Here is a 25729-nt window from a genome sequence, read left to right on the forward strand (position 1 = left end):
GCCGTGCAAAAAAACATCGCCAACTTTTTCATGAAAATTCTTGAAGAATTTCCCGAAGATAGTATCTTTAACTCGTATGCATTTGCTGATCACAATGAGCGATTTCATAAAATTCCTTTTTCCCAGGGCGGGAAACATGAAAATCAAAGAGATCTTTTTATTCCGCACGCTGTCTCAGGGATAGCAACGTTTTTTTGTGAGGAATTCATCCGTGCGACGTCATCGGAATAAATCGGCTGTTTGTGCCGGAATGGAGAAAGTGGAGTGACCCCTACACCGAAAAAATTTCTCGTTGTTGACGACGAGAATCTCATACGTTTTTATCTCAAGGAGTTTTTCAAGGTTCACGATTTGCTGGTGGATGAGGCCACGAATGGCCGGGAAGCGATTGAAAAATGGGAACTGGGTGAATATGCCGGCATCCTGATGGATATCAAAATGCCTGAGATTGACGGCTTTGAGGCTACCCGCGTCATCCGCCGGCGGGAAAAAGAGCAGGGGCGTCGCTACACCCCCATTTTTGCCGTTTCCGGCTGCAGTTTTCAAAATTTTGCCGGACAGTGCAACGAGGCCGGCATGGATGGCTGCATCGCCAAGCCGGTTGATTTTGAGAAATTGGTTGACCTGCTTCTGCCCCTGGCAAAGTAATTTCGTTCTTCCCTTCCGCACTTCCTTTCAAGCCGTTTTTCCAAAATCACCTTTTCCGCGGCGGACCGCTTCGACCTCTCCCCTTGGAGGGACGATGGCTTTTATTCGCGGCTGCCGGACGGCGGGATGGGGTATTCAGCTTTTCCAGATCGATTGAATCGGGCAATTTCAGCCACTCCGGATCCGGCAGCGTGCATTCAAGCTTGTGGCCGATATATGCCTCGATATCAGGGATGTAGAAGGAATCCTCCTCCGTGGCGAAACTGATGGAGATGCCGGTTTTCCCCGCCCGGCCGGTGCGGCCGATGCGGTGGACGTAATCCTCCGCTTCATAGGGCAGGGTGAAATTGAACACATGGCTGACCCCTTCAACATGGATGCCGCGACCGGCCACGTCGGTGGCCACCAGTATCTGGATCTTGCCTGACTTGAAATCATCCAGGGTCTGCATCCGTTTCTTTTGAGCCACGTCGCCGGACAGGAGATCGCATTTAATCTTGCAACGCAGCAGCATGTCGGTCAGTTTTCTTGTTTCATCCCTGCGGTTGCCGAAGATAATGGCCCGGTCGATATTCTGCCGGGTGATGATGTTGTAGAGCAGGGCATAGCGGTCGTTGGCCGCGACCATGTAAACGATTTCCTCAACCGAGTCAACGGTGACCTGGTCCGGTTCAATCTCCACGATTACCGGCTCTTTCGTCCACTGGGCGGAAAGGTTATGTACCTCCGGGGTGAGGGTGGCGCTGAACAGCAGTGTCTGCCGGTTGCCTTTGGGCGGCAGACTGTAGACGATGTGCCGTACGTCGGGAATAAATCCCATGTCCAGCATGCGGTCCGCCTCGTCAATGACGAAAATTTCCACCTGGCCGAGATGAATTTCCTGCTTGCGTTGAAAGTCGAGCAGCCGTCCCGGTGTCGCCACCACGATATCCACCTGTTTACCGGAGATGCTGGCAAGCTGCTTTTGGTAATCCATGCCGCCATAGACGGGAACCACGACAAGGCCGGTATAGCGGCAAAGGGATTCGCAATCCTCCGCTATCTGCAGAACAAGCTCCCGGGTGGGGGCAATGATCAGGGCGCGGGGGCTGGCGTGTTTCTTTCCCTGGCGCGGAATGTTCAACAGCCTGGTGATGGCGGTGATGAGAAACGCGGCGGTTTTGCCCGTTCCGGTCTGGGCCCTGCCGGTGGCGTCACCGCCGCTTAAGGTGTGCTTGAGGACGGCGGCCTGGATGGGGGTGCAGTAACGGAAGGAAAGATCGGCAATGCCGTGCAGCAGCGAATCGGCAATATCGAAATCCTGAAAACGCACCCGGTCTTCAACCGGCGGTACATCAAAGCTTGCCGGATCCCAGGGCAATGACTCGACGACCGGTTTCGCCGCTTCCGGGGTTGCCGTCGCCTCCATGATTTCCGGTGCTTTTCCCAGGACGACAGGTTCGGATGCAACGACAACGGACGCGGTTTTGCCCAGCTTCACCACGTCGAGACCGAACACCGCCCCTGTGACGACATATGTTGTCTGTTGCGAAGTGAATGTTTTGCCGGTCTTTCTTCTTTGTCTCTTTGCTTGCACCATTTTTAATCCTTCAAATCCGCTGTTGAACGCCCAAGGAGCGCTCACTGTCCATGATTACAAATTTTCTTCAATATTAATATGTTATGTTGACCACAAAAGGTTACTGAAAAGTCCGGTAAAAGTCAAAAAAATATCATGATGACGCGGATATTTGCCTGGCGCGGCGAAACCGTCGGCCCCATGCAGATGCGCATCCAGGGAGAGGGAGAAAGTGGTCAAACAAAAAAAGGACTTAGAGGTAAATTTCCTCTAAGTCCTTAGAAATTACTTGGTAGCGGGGGCAGGATTTGAACCTGCGGCCTTCGGGTTATGAGCCCGACGAGCTACCGAGCTGCTCCACCCCGCGTCACATTTTTTGATATTACAGCATATCGCGGGAAAGTCAAGGCTTAAAATAGGGCATCGCCGGAAAAATGCTCAATAAGTGTTTAAATTAAAAGATTTTTTCCGGCAGTACCCAGCGTCGCCCGCCGGGCTGCGCCTATCATGGGAACAAAAAAAGGCAGGACCCGGCGTAATGGCCCTGCCTGCTCACTGTTATGCCGCAAGGAAAATTATGCCTTCTTTTTCCTGCACGCGCCGAAAAGACCGGCTAAACCGGTGCCCATGAGAAGCATGGTGGCTGGTTCGGGAACCGGGGCGTTACCGACGGCGATATTGTCAACCTCGAATGCATACTGCGTACTTGTCAGCTTTACACTGTCGAAATCGGGAAGATCGAGAAAATTTACATAAATATTGGTTGAAGGTGCTGTCTGGTTGCCGTTTGCGGCGCTCGGACTCACGACCTGGGTGCCGGTAAAGGATTCCACCAGGGTGTTGCCATTGTAGAATGCAATGGAGTTGTATGCGTCAACGGAACCCCACCAGAGACCGAAGTAATCATAGACATTTCCCAGGGCGACGGTGACGCTGCCCGAGCTTGAGGGATTGGGTACCGACAGATAGGGTGTTTGGTCTGCCGTGGAAGTAGCATACGGTGCGGCATATTTACCACTTACGGAACCCTGTACAACCATGGCTGACCCCGTCCAGCTCCACGACTGATCCAGCCCGCTTGCCAAAACTATCGAGGTACCGGGGGTGACACCATTAAATGTTTCAATCTGAAAATTGTCGTAATAGGTGTAAATGGATGTCTTGTCCGCCGCGGTATCCTGGCTTGAGAAATTAATGGTTGTCGCGCCGGCTACCCCGGCCAGGCCGCATATCATCGTTCCAAATGCCAAACCGGCCAAAAGCGTCTTTTTCATTTTCTTCCTTTATTCCCGTGTCTTGATTTTAAGTTGCAACTTGAGGGACCCTTACGTTATTTCCAGGGTAACAATGTATTTGCAAAGCAACTTCTGGACCACTGAATGGTTTTGGGTGCGGAAAACGAAAATACGGGCACTTGTAACGATGTGACGTGACACGGTTGCCAAACAGGCAGGCGCTTTTTTCCGGTTTTCCGGACCTGTTTCCCGGAATCCCTACAGGGTTGGGCCGCTTTTCCGGAGTTTCTACAGAAAAGGGCACATCCCGTTCCACCAAAGAATGCCGAACAGAATGAGGATGAGAAGGATGATAGGTGTGAGGGTCGATGATTTCATATTATCGATCAAACGGCCAGGGGGTGAGATCACGAGCGACTGAGATCACGAAAGATTCCTGGAGCCACCTGCCGGGATCGAACCGGCGGCCTTCGGGTTACGAATCCGATGCTCTACCAACTGAGCTAAGGTGGCTCAAAGTTACGGTTCTTTTAGCAATTGTCTCCCGGTGTGTCAAGATTTCTCTTTGTCTCCGCGTAAAGAAGCAGGCAATGCGGCCGGGGTGCGGCGGGAGGGTTACAGGACCCGCAGGCCGTCAATCTCCGTCTCAAAGAGGGGAGCGGCGGCAAGTATGCCGTCCGATTCCCCGTCGCGCACCCGAACCATCGACTCCACGGGTTTGCCGTTGATTTTTTTGGTATAGCGGACAAGGAGCCCGGCGCTTGCTCGCAGATCCTCGGCATGCCGCGAGTGACGCAGCAGGGCGATTGGTCCGGGTCGATCGTGCAGGCGCAGGACAATGTCGCCCGGCCGCTTCAATTTGAGCAGCGCGTTGTTTTCCTTTTCATCGCGTCCCATGGCAAGCCGGCCGCCATGGGGCATTCTGAACTGACGTCCGACCAGGAGAAAGCGGATGTCGTGTCTGTTGATTTGCGCGGTTTCGTCATAAAGCATGCGTATCCGTTTTGCCAGGTTGGGGTCGGTCAACTTGCAGCCGCCGGCCGCGTTGGGGTAATCGGTGATGCCGAGACGCGCCGCGAGTTCGATCTGTCCGGATCTTCCCCTGCCGCTGAAATCCGGCAGTTTTTCCCGGTCAATGATGCCGGCCAGTTCCACCCTCGTCGGCTTCTGCGATTTCGTGCACAGGGGCCTGAGCAGCAGGGAGTCGGTGTCGCTGTCCCGCTCGATAACCCGCAGGGTGTCCTTGCGCTGCGACATGGGACGCTGACCGATGACCTCGCCGGTGATGATGAATGTGGCGCCATGGGATTCCATCAGCTTTTTCGCTTCACTGATCATCAGGATTTTGCAGTCAATGCAGGGATTGAAGTGCTTGCCGAATCCGTGCGGCGGCCGGTGCAGCAACTCCAGGTAGGAATCGGTGATATCACGGACAATGACGTCGATGTCGTACTTGTCCTTCATTTTCCGGCGATACCCTTCTTCATCTTCCAGCAGGTCATAGTCGAAAAACGGGGTGACAAACTTGACGGCAATGACCTTGACCCCCTGCTCGGCAACGACACGGCAGGCGAGAATACTGTCCAGGCCTCCGGAAAAAAGGGCCAGGGCTGTTACGTGCTTGTTCATGAAAAAGTCGCTTATTGGCTGTTTCTGTTGATGAGTTCCGCGGCGTAGGCCAGGGTCCGGGGAGTTACGGAGCTGCCGTCCAGCATGGCGGCAATTTCCGCAACCCGCTGCTGCTTGTCGAGCTTGACGATCGCCGTTCGTGTCCGGTCGTTTTCCACCGATTTGCTCACCCGGTAATGATCATCGGCACAGGAGGCGATCTGGGGCAGATGGGTTATGCAGAGCACCTGATGATGGGAGGCGAGTTCCCTGATCTTGCGGGCAACCGACTCCGCCGCCTTGCCGCTGATTCCGGTATCCACCTCGTCGAAAATAACGGTTTCCACCTGGTCTTTACGGGCAAGAAGGCACTTCAGGGCAAGGAGCAGGCGGGACAACTCGCCGCCTGATGCGATCTGAGCAATGGGCTTGACCGGTTCGCCCCGGTTGGCGGAAAACATGAAAACCGGTTTGTCCGCCCCTGTTCTGCCCAGGGAAGAAAGAGTCATTTCCCCGCCGGGAAAATCTATTTCAAACACCGCCTGTTCAAGGCTGAGGGAAACGAGTTCCGCCCTAATGGTTTCCGCCAGACGGTGGGCTACCTCCCGTCGTCTGGCGGATAAATCGGCAGCTCCTTCCAGGAGTTTCTTTCCCAGCACCTGCAATTCCCTGGCAAGGCCGTCAAGGCGATGATCCAATGCCTCGATTTCTTCCAGTTCCTCGGCGGCCTTCCGGCAGGAATCGATCACATCCGACAGTTCGGGTCCGTATTTTCTTTTGAGCCGCGAAAGCAGATCAAGCCGGCCGACGATATCCTCAAGCTGACCGGGATCATCCGGGATTCCGTCAAGATAGGCGCGCAGACCGTGCACCTTGTCCTCCAGCTGAAAGGTGTAACCGCTGACCTCTTCCGCCAAAGGAGCGATCAGCGGATCAAGGGCGGCCATGGTTCCCAGATTTTTCCGCAACTGGGAAAAGGAACCGGTGGCGTCATAAAGAAGGGAATAGCTTTTCCGGCCGAGGCGGGTGAGCTCATCCGCGCTTTTCAACCGGTCCTTTTCGCTGACCAGTTTTTCATCCTCGCCCTCGACCACCCCGGCACTGACGATCTCGTTGAGTTGAAAGGAAAGGAAATCCTTGCGCTGCTCCTTGTCCTTTTCTTTTTGCAGCAGGGTCTGGTGTTCCGACTTTTTTTGCTGAAAGACGTCATACAGTTCGCCGAAGGCGGCGCGTTGCGACCAGATGTCTCCCACCGCATCGACGAAATCGAGATGAAAGCGGGGAATGAGCAGTTGCTGGTGATCATGCTGGCTTGCCAGACTGAAGAGCTCCTCGGCCAGTTCGCCGGTTATCCTGGCGGTGGCCGGACTGCCGTTGACATAGAAACGGCTGCGGCCCTGATCGGACAGCACCCGTTTCAGGATAATGGCTCCCTCCGCCTCAAAACCCTGTTCGCGCAAGCGGTTCACAAGGACGGCCTGTTCATCGCCCACCTCGAAAAGGGCTTCGATGACGGCGCTTTCCGCGCCGTTTCGTACCCAGCTTGCCGCGCCCTTGCCGCCGGAAAGAAGATGGATGGCCTGGAGAATGATGGATTTCCCGGCCCCGGTTTCTCCGGTGAGCACGGACAGCCCGCTGTTAAAGGAAAGAGAAAGCTTTTCGATCAGTGCCAGGTTGGCAATGTGGAGTTCGCAGAGCATTTTTTAAATTGACAAACCAAGGATGATGCTTGATATTTATATGCGAGACAAAGAAATTAAAATACATTTATTTTTCGCCTATTGTCAATTTCCATTTTCACCTTATCATTTTCTAAAAGCCCATTACACGCTTCCGCATTACGAGCACAAAGAAGAATGGCTCTTCACCGCCGGATTAATTTTTCCCATAAGGCAAGGCAATTGTCATTACTCACCATGTCTTTTCCCGCATGTATTCAACGGCTTGTTTCCCTTGTTGTCGTTTTTTTTCTGCTCTTCGTCGACATCCTGCCTTTTTACGGCAATCGCTCGGCATACGCCTTTTCCGTCAAGGATGAGCGGGAATACGGGGAAATGATGCTTTCCGTCATCCGCCGCGAATTCAATCTGCTGGATGAACTGGATATCATTCAATATGTCAATGACCTTGGCGACTCCATTCTGTCGGTCGCCGGTTCCCAATATTTCGATTATCACTTTTACGTCATTAATAATAAAGAATTCAATGCCTTTGCCACGCCTTCCGGTTTGATCTTTTTCCATTCCGGCATCATCAGCGCCATGGAAACTGAAGGAGAATTCGTCAGCGTCATGGCGCATGAATGCGGTCATGTCATGAGCCGCCATATTGCCCAGCGCATCGAGAATTCCCTGAAAGTCAATGCCGGTACCCTGGCGATGATGCTGGCCGGTATCGCCATGGGAGGAGGCGCTCTTTCCCAGGCCCTGGTCACCGGCGGCATGGCCGCCGGAGCCGCCATGAATCTTGAGTTCAGCCGTCAGGACGAAGAGGAAGCCGACAGGGTCGGCTTCAAATTAATGGAAGGGCAGCAGAGGGATCCGAAGGAAATGCTGACCATGCTGAACAAAATGTATCGCGAATCGAAAATCAGAATGGGCAATATCCCGCAGTATCTCCTCACCCATCCGAAGCCGAAACTCCGCATGGATTATGTCGAGGACCTGATCCATGTCAAGGGCGAGTCGCAGTATCAAGCCTATGATCAGTTTGATTTCCTCCGCATGCAGAGAAGGGTTGCCTCCCTGACCCAGGAACCGCAGAAACTGTATGGCAAATACCGCAAGGAACTGCGCGAGTCATCCGACGAGTCGGCAAAGATCATGGCAACCTATGGGCTTGCCCTGGCTGATGTTTCCATCGGCAACTATGAACAGGGAGTGGAAAAACTGCGCGAGGTCATTCGTTTTTTCCCGGATAAGCCGATTCTTCTCACCGATCTGGGCATACTGTACTTAAACAGCGGTCGGCTTGAAACCGCGCTGATGTATCTTGAAGAGTCCAGGGCGAAAAACCCGAACAACTGGTACACCGGCTACCATCTGGCCCAGGCGCAGTTGCAGGCGGGAAACGAGAAACGGGCTGAGGAGCTGTTTAAACAGATCATGGGGCATTTCCCCGACTTTCCCGGCGTTTATTTTCAGCTTGGTCAGATAGAATCAAAACGGGGAAATCTGTTTCTTTCCCATCTCTATCTCGGCAAGAATTTCTATTACGAAGGGAATTTTCCCATCAGCACCTTTCATCTGAAAAAGGCCCTTTCCCTGGCAATTGGACCCGAGCGGGAAGAGATACTGGTCTTGCTCGATAAAATAAAAAAGGTGGAATAATTTTCAATCGTATTCCGGCGAAAGAACATCCTGCTTTTTTGGGGCGGTGAAGGGTGAAGATGGATTCCCTTCCGGAAGAACTTCGTGCATTTACCGTCACCCGGCACATGGAAGGGCCTGATTATACGGAGCACCACCTGACAAGGCCGGGCTGGAAGGAAGAGGTCGTTTTCCGGAATTTTGCTTCCTGTCTGCCGCAGGGCAACGGACAAGGGGAGAAATTCCGGGCCGAAATCAGCAGCTGGTCACGCCTCGGCATGCATCCGCACATCCAGACCTGTTACGGTTTTCTGCCCGGACACGATACAGCCTTTTTCCTTGAGAAAACAGAGGGGGAAAGTCTCGATCATCTGATCAACACCGGCAATCTTTCCCTCAGAAGCATCCTTTCCCTGGCCATGCAGATATGTCACGGCGCTGAGTATCTGCACACTCACAAAATTCACCATATCCCCCTTGCCCCGAAGGACATTGCCGTTTCCCCGGCCTCCCTGGCCAAGATCTGCAATCTTGTTCATTCCGGCAGTTTGCGGAAAAACCGGGATTGCCGATTTTCCGTCAAAACCGACATCATTGCCTTTGGTTCCCTTGTGTGGAAAATGGCCCGGGACGGCGGTCAATCCGGGACGAACCGCGAAAATCGCGGTAAGCTGCTCGGTCCCTTTCTGGCAAAATGTGCTTCCCCTGAAGGCCCTGGGGATTTTTCCGTTCTGCGCCGGGAACTGAACGCCCTGTACCGCATGACTTTTGCGGTGGATTGCCCCTATTGTGAGATAGATCTTCATTTGCAAGCGCACTACCTGAACAATCTGGCGGTGTTGCATCTTGAAACAGGACGGTTCCGGGAAGGTTTTGTCTTGCTGAACAAGGCCCTGCTGCTGCAGGACAGGCTCTCCGAATCGATTTACAATCTCATTGCCTGCAAGCTTCGCAGCGGTATGTTTCCCCCGGCCGCTATTCTTTCGATGATTGAGGCTGCATCGGTTGACAGTTCGGTGGCGGAACACATTGACGGGCTGAAAAAAATTGCTGAAGAAATTCAGCAAAAGGGCATGGAGCGGAAATTACGTCCTCCGCCTTTTCTTCTTTGTCCCGCTCTCCGTTCGCTTTCTTTTTATCGCCGGGAAAAACAGAAAAAAAGGGTGAAAACAGTTATTGAAAATCACCTGAAAAATCTCCGCTACGAATCATGCCTGAAATCCCTGTTATCTGCCTGGAAAAGGGAGAAGTTCCAGAAGAATCCTTTTTTTTCATCAATATTTGAACGCCTTCTGGCCAGAAGCGACACGCTGGACATTACGGGTGTGCAGCGATACGCCGTTCTCAAGGAAAACAATCTTCCGGTGCGGCATCTGTGTTATCTGCCCGGCACAAAGAAAATTGCCGTAAATTTTGATGGAAAGAGTCTCTGTATCCTCAATTACGGGGCTGGACCGCGAAGTATCACCCTGCAAACCGATGACCGACGGCTCACGGCCCTGACTGTTTCCCCTGATGGCCGCATCATTGCCGCGGCGACTGATTGCGGTGTCATTCTTTTCTGGCAGGCAAGGACCGGCCGGAAAATACTGGAGGAAAAAAGTCATGAAGGGAAAATAAACGCCGTCGATTTTTCCCATGACAGCCGTTTTTTTGCCAGCGGCGGGGTTGACGGCAGGCTGATTACCCGTGCTGTTGCCACCGGCAATAAAAAAATCGTCACGCCATGGGAAGATCAGCCTGTCGAAACGCTGGCCTTTGTCCCGGGATTACTTGACCTGGTGGTCGGCAGTCATGACGGCGAGGTGAAAATAATGGCCTCCAGGGGGAAGAAATGTCTGCATACCATCCGGGCGCATAATCAGCCGGTGACATCGCTTACCCTTGCGCCCCGGGGTGATTTCTTCGCCACCTGCGCCGGCGAAATCAAAATTTGGGACAGACACAGCGGCGAGTGCCTGGAAAATTCGGGAAAAGATGGGGCCGGAGCAACTCGGGTGCTGCTGCTTGACGACAACCGGCATCTGGTTTCAACCGGCATGGATGACATCATCCGCATCCGGGATCTAATCACCGGCGATGTGGTCGCGGTGCTCGACGGCAGAGGCACCGGCATCAGCTGTCTGGCAAAAGGGTCGCAGCCGCATTTTTTCTTTGCCGGCCGGCAGGGCGGAGGTCTGCTTATCTGGAAGCTTTTTTACAATCTTTTTTTTGGTTGAATCCGCGGTTGCCGCAGCGCCCCGGCAAAGAACAAAATCAGGAAAAATATCCATGACCGCCTCGGTTTTGTGATATTATCTTCTTATCATTAGTGACGTGCCGCTTTGTTGCGCAAACCCCTTCCACAGGGAGAACTCCGGCAATGAAAAGGGTCATCACCACCGAAAAAAAGCCTATTAAATTATGGCTTGATGATATCGAGGCCGGCGCCTTTGAGCAGGCCAGAAATCTTGCCAATCTTCCTTTTATTTTCAAGCATGTTGCCGTGATGCCTGATGCCCACCAGGGCTACGGCATGCCGATTGGCGGCGTGATGGCCGCGGAAGATGTGGTCATACCAAACGCCGTTGGCGTTGACATCGGCTGCGGCATGTGCGCGGTCAGGACATCGCTCAGCGCTCTTTCCACGGACAAAATCAAAGCCGTTCTGTCCGGTATCAGGAAAACAGTCCCTCTTGGTTTCAATCATCACAAAAAGAAGCAGGACGCCGCCCTGATGCCCCAGCCGGAGGGCGGTCAACTCCATGATCTCCCCATCATCTCCCAGGAATACCACAGCGCCTTAACCCAACTCGGTACCCTGGGCGGCGGCAATCATTTTATTGAAATCCAGCGCGGCAATGATGGTCATATCTGGTTGATGATCCATTCCGGCAGCCGTAATCTCGGATTCAAGGTGGCCAACCATTACAACCGGCTGGCCATTGATCTCAATAGAAAATGCAGCGCCGCTATTCCTGAAAAGTGGCAGCTTGCCTTTCTGCCGGTTGATAACAAGTTCGGCAGAACGTATCTTAAGGAAATGCAGTACTGTGTGGATTTTGCCTATGCCAATCGCAAACTGATGATGGAGCGGGTCAAGGCGGCGTTGCGGGCGGTGCAGCCGGATGTGGTTTTCGGCGACATTATCAACATCGCTCACAATTACGCCGCCCTGGAAACGCACTTCCACAAAAGTGTCATGGTCCATCGCAAAGGCGCCACCAGCGCACGAGAAGGGGAGATAGGCATTATTCCCGGCTCCCAGGGCAGCCCGAGTTATATCGTCAAAGGCCTGGGCAACACGGACAGTTTCACCTCCTGCTCCCATGGCGCCGGACGGAAGATGGGCCGCAAACAGGCCCAGCGCCAGCTTGATCTTGCCCAGGAAAAGAAAAAACTCGACGATCAGGGCATTATTCACGCCATACGACATGAACGTGATCTGGACGAAGCCGCCGGTGCATATAAAAATATCGATGAGGTCATAGAAAACCAGCTTGACCTGGTCGAGGTGATAGTTGAATTACGCCCCTTGGCCGTGATCAAAGGGTGAAACGAGGATCGTTCTCAATATACAGATGACAAGAACAAGGAGGATCTGCATGACAACCCAATTTTCGTTTACCAAGATAGAAAATGAATTACTGCCTGACTTCAGAAAAAAAATCGGCGCAGCGGAATCAACCGCCGATGTGAAAAAATTTTATGTTTATACCATGCAGGATCTCATTCGCCAGGTTTTTTCCGGCAGCATTGATGTGGGGTATGACGATGTCGCCCTGCTGCCGAACCAGATGCCGGCATATTCCATCAGCGCATCGGTTCAGGATCATGAAAATTTTTCAACCATCTGGACCACATCCGATTTGCCGCATGTCATCAACCGCTTCACGGAAACCGCCCTGAATCGATACCGTCATCTGGAGAAAAATTCGGAAAAGACCGAGGCCAAGATACGAATGTAACAATGTCCACCATCCGTCAACAGATCATCGCCCTGTTGTCCGAGGAGGAAGTCAATGCCAGGGATATTTCCCAAAGTCTGTCAATTCGCGAAAAGGAGGTGTATGAACATCTTGAGCACATAAACCGGTCGCTCAACGCATCAGGCAGAAAACTGCTGGTTCAGCCGTACACATGCCTGCATTGCGGATACATTTTCAAGGAACGCGACCGTTTCAAGCGTCCCGGACGCTGCCCAAGGTGCAAGGAAGGGCATATCCGGATGGCCACCTATCGTATAAAATGATTATTTTTCGTTTCGGGTCGTATCATGGCAACCAATTGAAATTACAGAGATGTCTACCCGATGTCGGGTCAAATTGCAGGCCGTATCTGCCGATGTCCTCTATTTTTTTCCGCTGTCCCGCAGTACATTCCGGGTAAAAGAGGAAAAAAACTGATGAATAAAAAAACAAGGAGGACATCATGAAAAAAAATATCGTTTTTGCATTGTTGGCACTGTTGAGTTTTTCTTCTCTTGAAGCCCGGGCGGACAGCGCATCGGTTGGTACGGCCGCCGGCCTGATCGGCGGTGCTGCGGTTGGACATGCCGTCGGGCATGATACGGGAGGAACGCTGCTTGGTGCGGCGGTGGGTGGTGTTTTCGGATACATCATCGGCAACGAAATGGATCACAACACCGTGCGGTATGCCTATCCGGACCATAGAAGGCCCGTGTATGTTGTCGAGCCGCCCTATTATCGTCGGCCGGAAACCGTTGTGGTTGTCAACCGCTACAGGCCGGTACAACCCTATCCGGTGTATCGGGATGTGGTCTTTGTGCCGGACCGGCATTATTCTTCCGGTCGCCATGGCCGACACGAACATCATGACCGTGGCAACCATTCCGGCTGGAGAAGGTAAAGAATACAGGATTGGTTAATCGGATGGTTGCGTCGATGACTTTGCCGCAAGCTGGCCGCAGGCTGCTGAAATATCAGCGCCTCGGCTGGTTCGGACCAGCACGGTGTAACCGTTGTCCTTCAGAATGTCCTGGAAGGCGTCGATGCGTTCCTGATCCGGCTTGAAAAATGGAAGCTGCGGCACTTCGTTGCAGGGAAGCAGATTGATTTTGGCTGGTATGCCACGCAAAATGGCTGCCAGCCTTTTTGCATCACGATCAGAATCATTGACCCCTTTTATCAGGATATATTCGAACATAATCCTTTTCCGTTTGGGGACAGGGAGTTTTTTACAGGCGTCAAGAAGCACTTCAAGGGGATAGCGGACATTGACCGGCATCAAACGGTTTCGTGTTTCATTGTCAGACGCATGGAGCGAAACGGCAAGATTTACCTTGAATATGCCGGCCAGCTCCATCATTTTCGGTACAAGACCGCAGGTGGAAACAGTGATTTTGCGGTCTGAAAAATTGAGTCCCAGTTCATCCAGCAAAATGGTGAGCGCCCTGACAAGATTATCAAAATTGGCCAGCGGCTCGCCCATGCCCATAAAAACAAGGTTGTTGACAATCCCCATCCCTCTGCGGGACAGATCATCCTGCACCGCGCAGATCTGATTCACCATTTCCGCACAGCTCAGATTTCTGGTAAATCCCATGGTGCCGGTAAGGCAGAATGCGCATCCCATGGCGCACCCGACCTGGGAGGAAACACAAAGCGTATGCCTGTCGTCTTCAGGGATTAAAACGCTTTCTATCATCCTGCCGTCAGCAAGTCTGAAGCCATATTTGATCGTTCCGTCCTGCGAAATTTCCGTGATCTCGGGTTCCATCCGACTAAAAAAGAATTCCTCGGCCAAAGATTCGCGCAACTCCCTTGCCAGATCCGTCATCTGGGAAAAATCAGTGATTCCAGGTCGATAAAGCCAGGAAAAAATCTGCTTTGTCCGGAAAGAAGGCATTTTCCGTTCACGAATAAGAACGGACAAATCTTCGCGGGTCAGATTTTTGAGGTCGATGCGTGATTTTTGAGAGGGAAAAGACACAATAGAAAAGAGAACTTTATTGGTTGACGTAGGTGACTTCCTGGAAACGGTCTCTCCAGAAAACAAATTTCTGGTGGCAGCTTTGCACGGCTTTTTCCAGTTCTTCAATATTCAATGGTTTATAAAAAATATTCATTGCGCCAAGCAGGTGTGAATTATGAACCACATCCATTGATTTATGGGCCGTGATGATGATAAAATCCGTACTTGGGCATACTTTTTTGATCTGGGCCATCAGGTCAAACCCGCCGATTCCCGGCATACTCAGGTCGGTGAGGACGAGATCGTACGGCTGGGATTTGAATGCCGACAATGCCTGCAACGAATTACTGTATGGTTGAAAGTGGTGCCCGGTCAGAGCGGACAGCGTGGTAGAAATGCCTTCCGCAATGTCCGGCTCGTCGTCGACTACCATGATTTTATAGCTTTCGTCCTGCATGATCAGCGCTTTTTGTCAGTAATGAAATATGTTATTTTTCATGACGGTTTTCCGGATTTTTAACTCCTGCTTTTGAAAAATTTATTTATTGTAATGTATTTATTCCATATAATCAATACGATGTGCAACGATATGCCGGCCACGGAAATAACTTTGGGTTTTTCTGTTGAAGAAATCATTTAAAATTAATAAGATAGCTTTGTTTTAGTTTACAGTTAAATTTTGAAATATTTGCGTTATCAACCAGTTGCCAAAAGGAACCTGTGTGACCCGCGACTCTTCTCAAGAAAAAATACTCATCGTCGATGATTTGCCTGCCAGCATAAAAGTCCTGGTCAACAAGCTGGAAGAGGATTATCACGTCATAACAGCCAACAGCGGTCCTCGCGCCCTTGAGCTTATCCAGTCGGACATGCCGGATCTGATCCTGCTTGATATCATGATGCCGATGATGGACGGTTATGAATTATGCCGGTTGCTGAAAAATCATGAAAAATTCAAACATATTCCCATTATTTTCATCACCGCGAAAACAGAAGAGGAAAATCAGGAAAAGGGTCTTGCCATGGGAGCGGTGGATTTTCTCACCAAACCCGTCAACTCGGCCATTGTCAAAGCCCGGGTTCGCACTCACCTGGACTTGAAAAAACATCGTGAAAGACTGGAAAAAATGGTGGAGGAGCGGGACAACGAACTCGAGAAGGCCCTGAAACTTCTTCAGGCCAAAAAAGAAAGTGAATACCGCAGGGCTGCCGAGGTGCACAGCGGCAGACTTGCCGCACTTGGCGAGATGGCCACTTCAATGGCCCATGAAATAAACCAGCCGTTGAACGTCATTTCCATCACCGTCCAGGGCTGGCAACTTCTGGAACGGCGGAATATGCTGACAAAGGAGAAAATGCTGGGTGACGTCCAGGTGCTGCTCGATAATGTCAACCGCATTACCCGCCTCATTGACCATGTGCGGACCCTTGGTCATCCATCCCAGGATATCTGCTCCTTTTATTTCGACGAAGTCCTGGCGGATGCCCTCTCTCTTTGCCGCATGCAGTTTCACAATCAGGGGATTACCGTTAAGGTCGAAACGGATGAAACCGTCCCGCCGGTCCGGGCAATCCAATCCGAGTTTGAACAGGTTTTACTGAACCTTCTGTCTAACTCCCGTTATGCCCTGGTGGAAAAAAAGACGGCTGATGAAAATTTTGAGCCGCGTGTCACTATCCGCGTCTATGCGCAAGGCAACATGGGCTGCGTTGCCATCGAAGACAACGGCGGCGGCATTGACCCGCGCGCCGAGGAGAATGTCTTTGATCCCTTTTTCACGACAAAACCGGCAGGGCAGGGGACCGGACTCGGCCTTAGTATTTCGCAGCAACTGATGCGTAAATTCAACGGCGATCTGCGCTTGAGGAATAAACCGGGTTTCGGAACCTGTTTTGAAATCTGCCTGCCCCTTGGTGAAAAAAGTAAGGACACCGCCTCACAACGCGCGTAAAAATTCCGGCTTCAGCATCCTCGTCCCGGCCAGGGCCTGGTCGATGACGGCAAGAACGCGGTCTCTGTCTTTGGTGAGACGACAGTTGAGCGGCAGATAATTGGAGGCATGATTGGAATGGAACTGGACGCGTGGAGAGCTGATATGTTCCACCATGGTTCGCAGTTCCAGTAATATTTCTTTCCGGCCTGGAAGGGTAAATTTGTTCGTTTTTTCATCGAGATAAAGCAAAGTGTTCGGAAGAAGCATGAGGGTTAAGGCGGCGATCTGATTGGCACCCATGGCCGAAACAACCCTGCCCGTGGCAACGGCATGTTCCTGGGAATATGCCGTGCCGCCGATGCCGAGCAGCACGGTCACTGAAAGAAAAAGGCCGGCGTCTTTTACCCTTTTGCCGGCCGTGATCACCCCGGCACTGTCCGCCCCCTTCCTGATGTCCCGCAGGATCCTGTCCGAACCGCTTTCCACCCCCATGTAGACCCGATCAAGCCCAAGCCGCTTCAGCTCTTTCAGCTCATCGTCCGATTTGAGCATAATGGACTTGGTATTGGCATACAAGCTGATACGGTTTACCCAGGGGAGTTTCTCCCGTATTCTGCCAAGCAGGGGAACAAGCCGTTTTTGGGGGATGATCAGGGCATCGCCGTCAGCCAGGAATACCCTTTTCTGCCTTTTGCAGTAGGTGGCGGCGAAATCGATGTCCTGATCAACCTCCTCATCCTCCTTGATGCGGAAACGCACATCCTTGTATGCCCCGCAGAAAGTGCATTTATTGTGGGAGCAGCCAACCGTTACCTGGAGGATGATGGAATCGGCCTCGCTGGGAGGCCGTATCACGTTTCCTTCGTAGTGCAAATCAGGCCGTCTTTTCAAATTCCTTCATGAAGGCCACCAGATCTTCAACACCCTGTTTGGGGAAAGCGTTGTATATGGAAGCGCGGATGCCGCCGATGGAACGGTGTCCCTTCAGGCCGTCAAGGCCCCGTTTGGCACCTTCCTGGATAAATTTGGCCTCAAGTTCCGGGGTCGGGAGATTGAAGGTGACGTTCATCAGGGAGCGGGAATCCTTGCGGGCGTGACCGCGATAAAAATCCGTGCCGTCAATGGCGTCATAAAGGATAGCCGCTTTTTCCCGGTTGATCTTTTCAATGGCCTGGATGCCGCCGATTTTCTTCAGCCATTTGCAGACCAGCCCGATGATGTATATGGCGAAACAGGGCGGGGTATTGAACATGGACCCGTTGTCGGCGTGCGTTTTGTAACGAAACATGGTCGGCACGCTTTCCTGGACACGTCCCAGCAGATCTTCCCGGACGATGACCAGCGTCGCGCCGGCCGGGCCGATATTTTTCTGGGCGCCGGCAAAAACAAGTCCGAAAGGGGTCATGTCAAAGGGGCGTGACATGATATCCGAGCTCATGTCGCAAACCAGCATTTTGTCTGATTTCGGCATTGACTGGAACTGGGTGCCGTAAATGGTGTTGTTGGAAACGAAATAAAGATATTCGGCATCAGGAGCGACCGTATAATCGCCATCAGACGGAACGTGATCGTATTTTGCATCCTCGCTGGAATAGGCGACATGGGCGGAGGCCACAATATTGGCTTCCTTGATCGCTTTTTTGGCCCAAACGCCCGTATTGAGGTAGGAACCTTTTTTCCCCGGTCCCAGCAGGTTCATCGGCACCATGGCAAACTGGGTGGAGGCGCCGCCCTGCAGAAAAAGAATCTTGTAGTTCCCGGGAATATCAAGCAGCTCCCGAACCAGGGACTCCGCCTCATCGGTCACGGCCATGAACTCCTTGCCGCGATGACTCAGTTCGATAAGGCCTATTCCCTTGTTGTTGTAATTGACGATATCAAGAGAGGCCTGCTGCAGGACCTCGTAGGGCAGCGTTGCAGGCCCTGGACTGAAATTATAGATTCTTTCCGGCATGACATGATCTCCTGAACCGGCGGCACCGGTCTGATGAAATTAACAAAACTGCTTTGGTGGCTGAAAAAATCGTAATAATAGTGTAAATAAAAAACTCTGTCATCTACTTATCTTAAATTATTGAAGACGAACGTGACGAAAAGCCACGCAAAACAGAAAATTATCATCCTGGTGGGTCCGACCGCCATCGGCAAGACGGAACTTTCCCTCTCCATTGCCGAGGATTTCGGCTGCGAAATAGTCTCCATGGACTCCATGCAGATTTACAGACATATGGATATCGGCACGGCAAAGCCCTCTGCCGAAGAACGGAAGCGTGTCCGGCATCATCTTCTTGATTTTGTCGAACCGGATGAGCCGTACAATGTTGCCCGCTACGTGGAAGACGCGCAAAATACAATCACCCGGGTGAGGGCGGCAAGCCATCTTCCCATGCTTGTCGGCGGTACCGGGCTGTACATGAAAGGATTGCTCGAAGGACTTTTTGATATGCCGGCCGTTTCCGATGAGATCCGTCGGCAGGTGAAGAGTGATCTCAGGAACAAGGGTCAGGAGAAACTTCACCACGATCTGCAACAAATAGATCCTGAAAGTGCCGAGCGAATTCATCCCCACGACGTGCAGCGCCTGACCCGGGCCATGGAGATCTGGCTGGCCACGGGGGTTTCCTGGACACGACATCTGGCCAGGCAGCATGAAGAGCGAAAGCAACGGCAGGAAAATTTTGATGCGATCAAGATAGGTCTCCACATGGACAGAGACGCCCTGTACGCAAGAATCAACAGCAGGGTAGGGATGATGGTCGGCCAGGGGCTGTTGCGGGAAGTCGAGAAGCTGCTGGCCATGGGGTTTGGCCCCACGCTCAATTCCATGCAATCCATCGGTTACAAACATATGCTTCATTTTATTGACGGCCGGTGGTCGTGGGAGGAGGCGCTTGCATATCTGGCCAGGGACACGCGCCGATACGCCAAAAGGCAGTTGACCTGGTTCGGGCGTGACAATACCATCAAATGGTTCCACCCGGATGATGTGGAAGAGGTCTCTTCGTATCTCAAGGAAAGACTTTCCCCCTCGAACCGATTTGGGGAAAAATAAATTTTATTCAAATTTTTCAACACATTATGAGTTTATAAATTTTACCCATGACGATAATCCGCAAAGCATTGCAACAACGGCAGGAAAATACTGCTGTTTTCAGAGCTGCAAAAAAATACGGTTTTACCGATCTGCAGTGCCGCGTCATTGCCGGGAGAGCGCGGCGGGATGAAGAGGAACTGGAGCATATTCTTTTTCCCGCCTTAAAAAACCTTCATCATCCCGATAAACTGAAAGACAGCGAGAGGGCGGCCGAACTGATAACGGCGGCCATTTGCGAAAAAAGGCGGATCGGCATCCTGACCGATTACGATGTGGATGGTATCTGTTCGCATGTTGTGGTGTATGAAGCCCTCAAGCATTTCGGGGTTGCCCCGGATATGGTGTCATCTTTTATCGGGCACAGAATGAATGACGGGTACGGAATCAGCGAAAATCTGGTCGACCGGATACTTGCATCGGCGGAAAAGCCGCGCCTGATCATTACCGCTGATTGCGGATCCTCGGACGAGGCGCAGATCAGCAGGCTGAAAGATTCGGCAATAGAGGTGATTGTCACGGATCATCATGTGATTCCCCATGAAGGAATTCCGCAATCAGCCGCGGCAACGGTAAATCCGAATCGGCATGATTGCAGCTATCCGGACAAATTCATTTCGGGTTGCATGGTCAGTTGGCTGCTTATGTGTTCAGTGAGAAACAATCTCATAAATAAGAAATATCTGCCTGAAAGCACGAATAAACTATCGCTTCTTCTTGACTTTGTTGCCCTGAGCACGGTGGCTGATGCCGTGTCTTTTTTCAGCGCAACCAATCGAGCCGTAGTCAACAGCGGACTCGCCATCATCAATCAGCGCTCAAAACCATCCTGGTGCGCCCTGGCATCTTTTATCAACAGACCGCATTCCGTCCCGTTTACCCCGGAAGATCTCGCCTTTCAGGTGGCGCCAAGGGTCAATGCGCGCAGCAGAATGGCCGATCCCTACGCCGCGCTGCATTTTTTTCTGGCCGAAACAACGGAAAATGCGGCAACTCAGCTGCAAAAGCTTGAAAAAAACAATGAAGAAAGAAAAAGAACGGAAAAAGAGATGGTGCAAAAAGCCAAAACAACGGCCCGCAAGCTGATAGGTGATGGGCGTCGCACCCTTGTCGTGTGGGATGAGGCCTTCCATCCGGGCGTGCAGGGAATTGTCGCCTCACGGCTTGTTGACGCCTACGGCAGGCCTTCCGTGGTGCTGAGCCCGACAAATGGAGACAATATCCTGTCAGGCTCGGTGCGTTCCATCCCTGAAATTCATATACGCGATGTCTTGCAGAAAATTCACGACCGGTATCCGCGGATCTTTCTTTCGTTCGGCGGACACAGTGGGGCGGCGGGACTGAAAATAAAAAAAGAGGATTTTGCAAAATTCAGTCTTGCGTTTGAAGAAAGCGTCAGGTCGGAAATAAACAATCGGCAGCTTGACCCGATTATTGTGACGGACGGCAAGCTGGCTGTCGACCTCATGAACTTCAATACGATTTCCCAACTTCAAGCCCTTGGACCCTATGGCAGAGAGTTTGACGAACCGGTCTTTGAGGGCATTTTCACGGTTAAAAAATATCGATTGGTCGGAGCCGAACCTGTTCACCTGACATTAAATCTGGAGGCGGAGGACAAGCGGCAATTGAATGGCATATGGTTTCGCGCCCTGGAGAAACCAGGTGATGATATTCAAATAAATAACGAAAATACAATACGATGCGCCTACAAGCTCAAGTTGAATAATTTCCGCGGACATAAAGACATTCAATTGCTGATTGAATACGCTGAGGTTGTTGACGAGGTGCGGGAAAAGAATGAAGCCTAAAAGGGCACAAAACAACACAAAGAGATAATCTGATTTCCAGAGAACGCATCAAGCGAGGTGAGATCCTGCCATCACCTTGTTTTTTTTGAATAAAATTAAATTTAACATAATATACATTATGCGACATTGTAAATATGGTGTTTTCTTTTCGCGCACTCGGTGCTAAATGTATTTTTTTTCTTACGCGCAACTGTGAACCACATCTTGTTCTCGCAAAGCTTGGAGTGATTTTTTATGAATCGGGAAATATATCAGGAACCACTGGTCAGCCGTTACACCAGTGTGGAGATGCAGAAAATTTTTTCAGAACAATCAAAGTTTGAAACCTGGCGGCGCTGCTGGATCGCCCTGGCTGAAGCCCAGCACGAACTCGGCCTCACCGACTTGGTTACCCGGCCGATGATTGACGAGCTGAAAAAATACGAGCACAACATCAATTTTGATGTTGCCGCCCAAAAAGAAAAGGAAATCCGCCATGATGTCATGGCTCATGTGTATGCCTACGGGTGTCAGTGTCCTCTTGCCGAACCGATTATTCACCTCGGCGCCACCTCGCAGTTTGTCGGCTGCAACACCGACCTCATCCTGCAGCGCAAGGCCCTGGTGTTGGTAAAAAAAGCCCTGATCAATGTTATTGCCAATCTTGCCGCTTTTTGCCGAAAATTCAAATCACAAGCCACGCTCGGTTACACCCATTACCAGCCCGCGCAGCCGACTACCGTCGGCAAGCGGCATACCCTGTACATTCAAGATCTGCTGATGGATCTCGATTATGTTGAAAATCTCGAAAAGCAGTTCAAGGCGCGCGGCGCCAAAGGAACTGTCGGTACCCAGGCGACCTTTATCGAGCTATTCAAGGGGGATCATGAAAAAGTTCGTAAGATGGATGAGCTTGTTGCTGCAAAACTCGGATTTGACGACGTTTTTGCAGTCACAGGTCAGACATATACCCGCAAGCTTGACATGAAAACAGCGGAAACACTCGCCGGTATCGGCGCCTCGGCCCACAAGTTTGCCGTTGACCTTCGTCTTCTTTCGAATTTAAAAGTCCAGGAAGAGCCTTTTGCCAAGAATCAGGTTGGCAGTTCCGCCATGGCCTATAAGCGGAATCCCATGCGCAGTGAACGCATGACCGGACTTGCCCGCAAACTCATGGGGCTTCCTGCTGATTTTGCCGGAACCTTTGCCAATCAGTGGTTTGAACGAACCCTTGATGATTCGGCCATCCGCAGAATGGATATTCCCCAGGCCTTTCTGTTGACTGATGCCATACTGAGGCTTTATCTCAACATATCGTCTGGAATGGTTGTTTTTCCGAAACAAATTGAACGCCACATGATGCTGGAGTTGCCCTTTATGGCCACGGAAAAAATATTGATGGCCTGTGTGGAAAAAGGGAAAAGCCGCCAAGAAATGCACGAGATCATCAAGGTTCATTCGGTTGAGGCCGGGAGGGTTGTCAAAGAGGAAGGCCGGGACAATGATCTGCTCAAACGACTCGGTCACAACCAGCAAATTCCCTTTACCACTCCTGAACTTGAGGCAATGATCGGTACGGGGGCGGAGTTCGTCGGCCGCGCCCCTGAACAAACCGAAGAGTTTTTGACTGAAGTCGTTGAGCCGCGTCTTCATCAATATAAAGAATTGATCGGTTCATTGAATTCCGAGCTGAATGTATGATATCGGCTGAAGTTGAAACAAAAAAACTGTATCTTCGCATATCCCCTCGGCAGATTCATTACCTGAAGTTTCTTTTGGAGGGATATGACGGCATGGCGATTCTTTCCACGGTTGATGCCGGTTCCGGTCTCGTTCTCGTCCGTTATCCCGCGGAGTCGTCACGATTTCTCTTTTCTCTTCTCGATGAACTCGCACCGACTTTGACACTTTCGCCATGAAACATATGCCGGGGAATTTTGCCAAACATTCATTAGTATCAATTTTTCTTTTTTTTAGTTTCGTTTCCCCTGCCCTTTCTTTTTCAGACAATGCGGCAGAGGAACTTCTGGAACTTGAGGACTGCATCACGATTGCTCTTGCCGGCAATCCGAATCTCGCCATGTCCCGCTTTGAACTCGCCCAACAAAAGGCCGCCGGTCGGAGCATTCACAAGGATCTTTTTCCGACCCTTTCCGCTCAGTATGGCTACACCCACCAACCTGACGCCTTGCTTCTGCCGACGGATCAGTTCGGCTATGGGTTCATAGCGGAACAACCCCTGTATCGCGGCAAGTCGCTGATCACGGCCGTAAAGCAGGCTGAACTTTCCGTCGAGACGGCCAAACTCGGTATGGAAGAAACGATTAACAATCTTGTGTATGAGGTCCATGTCCGTTATTTTGCCCTTTTGCGGGCCGAAAAACTCACTGATGAAGCCGGACAGGCCCTGCTTCGACTCCAGTCCCATGTCAAGGATGCCAAGGCCTTTTATGACGCGGGCCTTATTCCGAAAAACGACATGCTGCAAAGTGAAGTTGAACGTGCCCAGGGGGAGCAGGATCTGGTTGACGCCGAGTACGCGCTGTTTATGGCCAGGTCGCAACTGAATGTTCTTCTGCGGCGTCCGGCCGGTGCGCCTCTCGGTATTGCCGACAGGACGAAAATTGTTCCTTTGCAGACCAAGTGGGAGGATATTGTCGACAGTGTCCGATCAAATCGGGCCGAAATTGCCCGGTCGGATCGCGAGGTGCAATTTGCGAAAAATGACATTATCCTGAAAAAAGCACCCTATCTTCCATCGATTTCCCTTGCCGCCTCCTATGAGCGAATCGGCGATGAGTTCACCGGCGCTCCTTATCAAAACGGTCCCAATGAGGTGAAAACCATCAAGGCCGTGGCAAGCTGGAGACTGTGGTCCTGGATGAAGGAAAGGGATGATGTTCTGGCGGCGGAGATGCGACTGAAAAAGGTGGAAAAAAATGTGGAAAAAATCGTCGACGAGGTGACGATCGATGCCAGAAATTCCTTTCTTCACCTTGAACAGGCGGCGAAAAGAATTACAGTCGCGGAAAAAGCCATTGAACACGCTCGGGAAAATTATCGTATCAATCAGGCTCAGTATCAGGCCCAGCTCGCCACTTCCACGGATGTTCTCGACGCGCAAACCATGCTGACCCAGGCTATGACGAATTATTATGATGCCCTTTATGGTTATCAACTTGCCGTGGCGGCGGTTGAGAAGGCAAAAGGCGACTTTGGAAAACTTTATACAGCAAAAGATGAATAAGAAATCTCTTTACATTGAAACATTCGGCTGCCAGATGAATGACCGTGACTCGGAAATCATGCGGCAGCTGCTCAGTACGAGTTACGACACCACCGCTGAATTAAAAAATGCCGACGCGATTATTGTCAACACCTGCAGCATTCGCGGCAAAGCGGAGCAGAAAGCATACAGTCTGCTTGGCGCTTTGCGGAAAAGAAAAAAGGAAAACCCTGATCTGATTATTGCGGCAACCGGCTGCGTCGCCCAGCAGGAAGGCGGCAAGATGCTTTCCCGCATGCCGCATGTGGACCTTGTCGTCGGGCCGCAACACATATACCGGCTGCCGGAACTTTTCACTCAGGCGCAACGCTGCCGCAAAGGCATTGTTGCGACCGATCAGGAAAAGTCCTTTCACATTCCCCCGTTTCTTCCTTCCCTGCAGCCCGGCCAACCGCATAAACGCTTTGTCACCATCATGCAGGGTTGCAATAATTTCTGCACCTACTGCATCGTTCCCTTTACCCGTGGTCGGGAAATCAGCAGAAAACCGGAGGATATCCTGGCCGAGGTACGTCATCTGGCCGCGGGCGGGGTGAAGGAAATTACCCTGCTCGGCCAGAATGTCAATTCATACGGCAATGACCAGTCGCGAGAGGAACGGACGAATTTTTCCAGCCTGCTGCATCAGGTCGCCCAGGTCGACGGTATCGAAAGAATACGTTTTACCACGTCAAACCCCAAGGATCTTTCCGAAGAGCTGATGCGCTGTTTTGCCGACCAGGCCAAACTGTGCCACCATTTTCATTTGCCGGTTCAATCCGGCTCAAACGCTGTTTTGCAAAAGATGAACCGCAAATACACGATTGAGAACTATCTGGAAAAAGTTGAAAAATTACGAGGATACTGCCGGGATATCGCCCTGACTACGGACATCATCGTCGGATTTCCCGGTGAAACCAGGGATGATTTTCAGGCGACCCTGGATCTGCTGCGCTTGGTCCGCTATCATGGCGCTTTTTCCTTTAAATATTCCAGCAGGCCACCGGCAAAATCATGCGACTTTGAGGAAACGGTCAGCGAAGAGGAAAAAATTGAACGTCTGGCCGAACTGCAGAAAATGCAGAAACGGATATCGCTTGCTCGGAACCGCGAATATATCGGCAAACGTATTCAATTGATGGTAGAAGGAGAAAGCAAATCAGAAAACGGCAACCAATGGGCCGGACGCAGCAGCAGCAATCATACGGTCAACTTTCTTTCCCCTTCTCCCCTGTTTCCGGGCCAGTTTGTCGACGTGGTTATTCGTGAGGCCTGTTTGAATTCGCTGCGGGGCGAGTTGGCGAATGAAGGCGGAATCCGAGACAACGAACCGGGTTTCACCGGATCGTGCCATATGTGTAAAATTCAGAGGTGAAAAT

Annotated in this window: 23 protein-coding genes and 2 tRNA genes; 15 read left to right on the forward strand and 10 right to left on the reverse strand. The window is 51.5% G+C overall.

Annotated features, from left to right (window positions below; all coding sequences use genetic code 11):
• Nucleotides 1–3 precede the first annotated feature (3 nt).
• On the forward strand, nt 4–231 hold the full coding sequence (locus BM485_09680; GenBank protein ID OKY75236.1) for a hypothetical protein: 228 nt from the start codon (nt 4–6) through the stop codon (nt 229–231).
• A gap of 33 nt (nt 232–264) precedes the next feature.
• Entirely contained in the window at nt 265–648 is a 384-nt protein-coding gene (locus BM485_09685) for a hypothetical protein (GenBank protein OKY75237.1), read from the forward strand.
• A gap of 46 nt (nt 649–694) precedes the next feature.
• On the opposite strand, the gene BM485_09690 is transcribed toward BM485_09685, so the two are convergent.
• The 6 genes from BM485_09690 to BM485_09715 all read right to left on the reverse strand — a co-directional run bounded on the left by BM485_09690 (nt 695) and on the right by BM485_09715 (nt 6749).
• Nucleotides 695–2227: an ATP-dependent RNA helicase RhlB gene (locus BM485_09690; protein ID OKY75238.1), complete on the reverse strand. Its 1533-nt coding sequence runs from the start codon at nt 2225–2227 to the stop codon at nt 695–697.
• A 269-nt stretch (nt 2228–2496) separates the two neighbouring features.
• Nucleotides 2497–2573 (reverse strand) — tRNA-Met (locus BM485_09695).
• A 208-nt stretch (nt 2574–2781) separates the two neighbouring features.
• Entirely contained in the window at nt 2782–3480 is a 699-nt protein-coding gene (locus tag BM485_09700; protein ID OKY75239.1) for a hypothetical protein, read from the reverse strand.
• A 398-nt stretch (nt 3481–3878) separates the two neighbouring features.
• Nucleotides 3879–3954 (reverse strand) — tRNA-Thr (locus BM485_09705).
• Between the two features lie 102 nt (nt 3955–4056).
• The gene (locus BM485_09710; GenBank protein OKY75240.1) at nt 4057–5070 is read right to left on the reverse strand and encodes a thiamine biosynthesis protein; all 1014 of its coding nucleotides are present in this window, start codon (nt 5068–5070) and stop codon (nt 4057–4059) included.
• An 11-nt stretch (nt 5071–5081) separates the two neighbouring features.
• Complete coding sequence (locus tag BM485_09715; protein OKY75241.1) at nt 5082–6749, reverse strand: DNA repair protein RecN; 1668 nt, start codon at nt 6747–6749, stop codon at nt 5082–5084.
• A gap of 216 nt (nt 6750–6965) precedes the next feature.
• Here BM485_09715 and BM485_09720 point away from each other — a divergent pair, with 216 nt between their 5' ends.
• From BM485_09720 to BM485_09745, 6 genes are all read left to right on the forward strand, one after another.
• The gene (locus BM485_09720; protein OKY75242.1) at nt 6966–8378 is read left to right on the forward strand and encodes a hypothetical protein; all 1413 of its coding nucleotides are present in this window, start codon (nt 6966–6968) and stop codon (nt 8376–8378) included.
• Nucleotides 8379–8437: 59 nt separating this feature from the next.
• Complete coding sequence (locus BM485_09725; GenBank protein ID OKY75243.1) at nt 8438–10576, forward strand: hypothetical protein; 2139 nt, start codon at nt 8438–8440, stop codon at nt 10574–10576.
• A 143-nt stretch (nt 10577–10719) separates the two neighbouring features.
• Nucleotides 10720–11892, forward strand: a complete 1173-nt coding sequence (locus BM485_09730; protein ID OKY75244.1) for an RNA-splicing ligase RtcB — start codon at nt 10720–10722, stop codon at nt 11890–11892.
• A 49-nt stretch (nt 11893–11941) separates the two neighbouring features.
• Nucleotides 11942–12304, forward strand: coding sequence for a hypothetical protein (locus BM485_09735; GenBank protein OKY75245.1), 363 nt, complete (start codon nt 11942–11944; stop codon nt 12302–12304).
• 2 nt (nt 12305–12306) lie between these two features.
• The gene (locus tag BM485_09740) at nt 12307–12588 is read left to right on the forward strand and encodes a transcriptional regulator (protein ID OKY75246.1); all 282 of its coding nucleotides are present in this window, start codon (nt 12307–12309) and stop codon (nt 12586–12588) included.
• Between the two features lie 179 nt (nt 12589–12767).
• Nucleotides 12768–13205 carry a hypothetical protein gene (locus tag BM485_09745; GenBank protein OKY75247.1) on the forward strand — a complete coding sequence of 146 codons (438 nt, stop codon included), beginning with the start codon at nt 12768–12770 and terminating at the stop codon, nt 13203–13205.
• Nucleotides 13206–13220: 15 nt separating this feature from the next.
• Here the strand turns inward: BM485_09745 and BM485_09750 are convergent, their stop codons facing one another.
• Together BM485_09750 and BM485_09755 are read right to left on the reverse strand one after the other, a co-directional pair.
• Nucleotides 13221–14288 carry a 23S rRNA (adenine(2503)-C(2))-methyltransferase gene (locus tag BM485_09750; protein OKY75248.1) on the reverse strand — a complete coding sequence of 356 codons (1068 nt, stop codon included), beginning with the start codon at nt 14286–14288 and terminating at the stop codon, nt 13221–13223.
• A 16-nt stretch (nt 14289–14304) separates the two neighbouring features.
• Nucleotides 14305–14727, reverse strand: coding sequence for a hypothetical protein (locus tag BM485_09755; protein OKY75249.1), 423 nt, complete (start codon nt 14725–14727; stop codon nt 14305–14307).
• Between the two features lie 265 nt (nt 14728–14992).
• Here BM485_09755 and BM485_09760 point away from each other — a divergent pair, with 265 nt between their 5' ends.
• Nucleotides 14993–16222: a hypothetical protein gene (locus BM485_09760; GenBank protein OKY75250.1), complete on the forward strand. Its 1230-nt coding sequence runs from the start codon at nt 14993–14995 to the stop codon at nt 16220–16222.
• Here the strand turns inward: BM485_09760 and BM485_09765 are convergent.
• Together BM485_09765 and BM485_09770 are read right to left on the reverse strand one after the other, a co-directional pair.
• Nucleotides 16208–17077, reverse strand: coding sequence for a radical SAM protein (locus BM485_09765; GenBank protein OKY75251.1), 870 nt, complete (start codon nt 17075–17077; stop codon nt 16208–16210). The genes BM485_09760 and BM485_09765 overlap by 15 nt on opposite strands.
• A gap of 1 nt (nt 17078) precedes the next feature.
• Nucleotides 17079–18158: a phosphoserine transaminase gene (locus BM485_09770; protein OKY75252.1), complete on the reverse strand. Its 1080-nt coding sequence runs from the start codon at nt 18156–18158 to the stop codon at nt 17079–17081.
• Between the two features lie 132 nt (nt 18159–18290).
• Between BM485_09770 and BM485_09775 the strand changes: the two genes are divergently transcribed.
• The 6 genes from BM485_09775 to BM485_09800 all read left to right on the forward strand — a co-directional run bounded on the left by BM485_09775 (nt 18291) and on the right by BM485_09800 (nt 25725).
• A complete protein-coding gene (locus BM485_09775) occupies nt 18291–19256 on the forward strand; it encodes a tRNA (adenosine(37)-N6)-dimethylallyltransferase MiaA (protein ID OKY75253.1) in 966 nt (321 codons plus the stop codon).
• 47 nt (nt 19257–19303) lie between these two features.
• Nucleotides 19304–21106, forward strand: coding sequence for a single-stranded-DNA-specific exonuclease RecJ (locus tag BM485_09780; protein OKY75254.1), 1803 nt, complete (start codon nt 19304–19306; stop codon nt 21104–21106).
• 234 nt (nt 21107–21340) lie between these two features.
• Nucleotides 21341–22786, forward strand: a complete 1446-nt coding sequence (locus BM485_09785) for an adenylosuccinate lyase (protein OKY75255.1) — start codon at nt 21341–21343, stop codon at nt 22784–22786.
• Nucleotides 22783–23004 (forward strand): hypothetical protein, encoded by a 222-nt coding sequence (locus BM485_09790; GenBank protein ID OKY75256.1) that lies wholly within the window; start codon nt 22783–22785, stop codon nt 23002–23004. The genes BM485_09785 and BM485_09790 overlap by 4 nt, the downstream gene beginning before the upstream one ends.
• On the forward strand, nt 23001–24332 hold the full coding sequence (locus BM485_09795; GenBank protein OKY75257.1) for a hypothetical protein: 1332 nt from the start codon (nt 23001–23003) through the stop codon (nt 24330–24332). The genes BM485_09790 and BM485_09795 overlap by 4 nt, the downstream gene beginning before the upstream one ends.
• Nucleotides 24325–25725 (forward strand): tRNA (N6-isopentenyl adenosine(37)-C2)-methylthiotransferase MiaB, encoded by a 1401-nt coding sequence (locus BM485_09800; protein OKY75258.1) that lies wholly within the window; start codon nt 24325–24327, stop codon nt 25723–25725. Before BM485_09795 ends, BM485_09800 begins: the two co-directional genes overlap by 8 nt.
• Nucleotides 25726–25729 lie beyond the last annotated feature (4 nt).

It is taken from the genome of Desulfobulbaceae bacterium DB1 (assembly GCA_001914235.1).
Lineage (GTDB): Bacteria > Desulfobacterota > Desulfobulbia > Desulfobulbales > SURF-16 > DB1.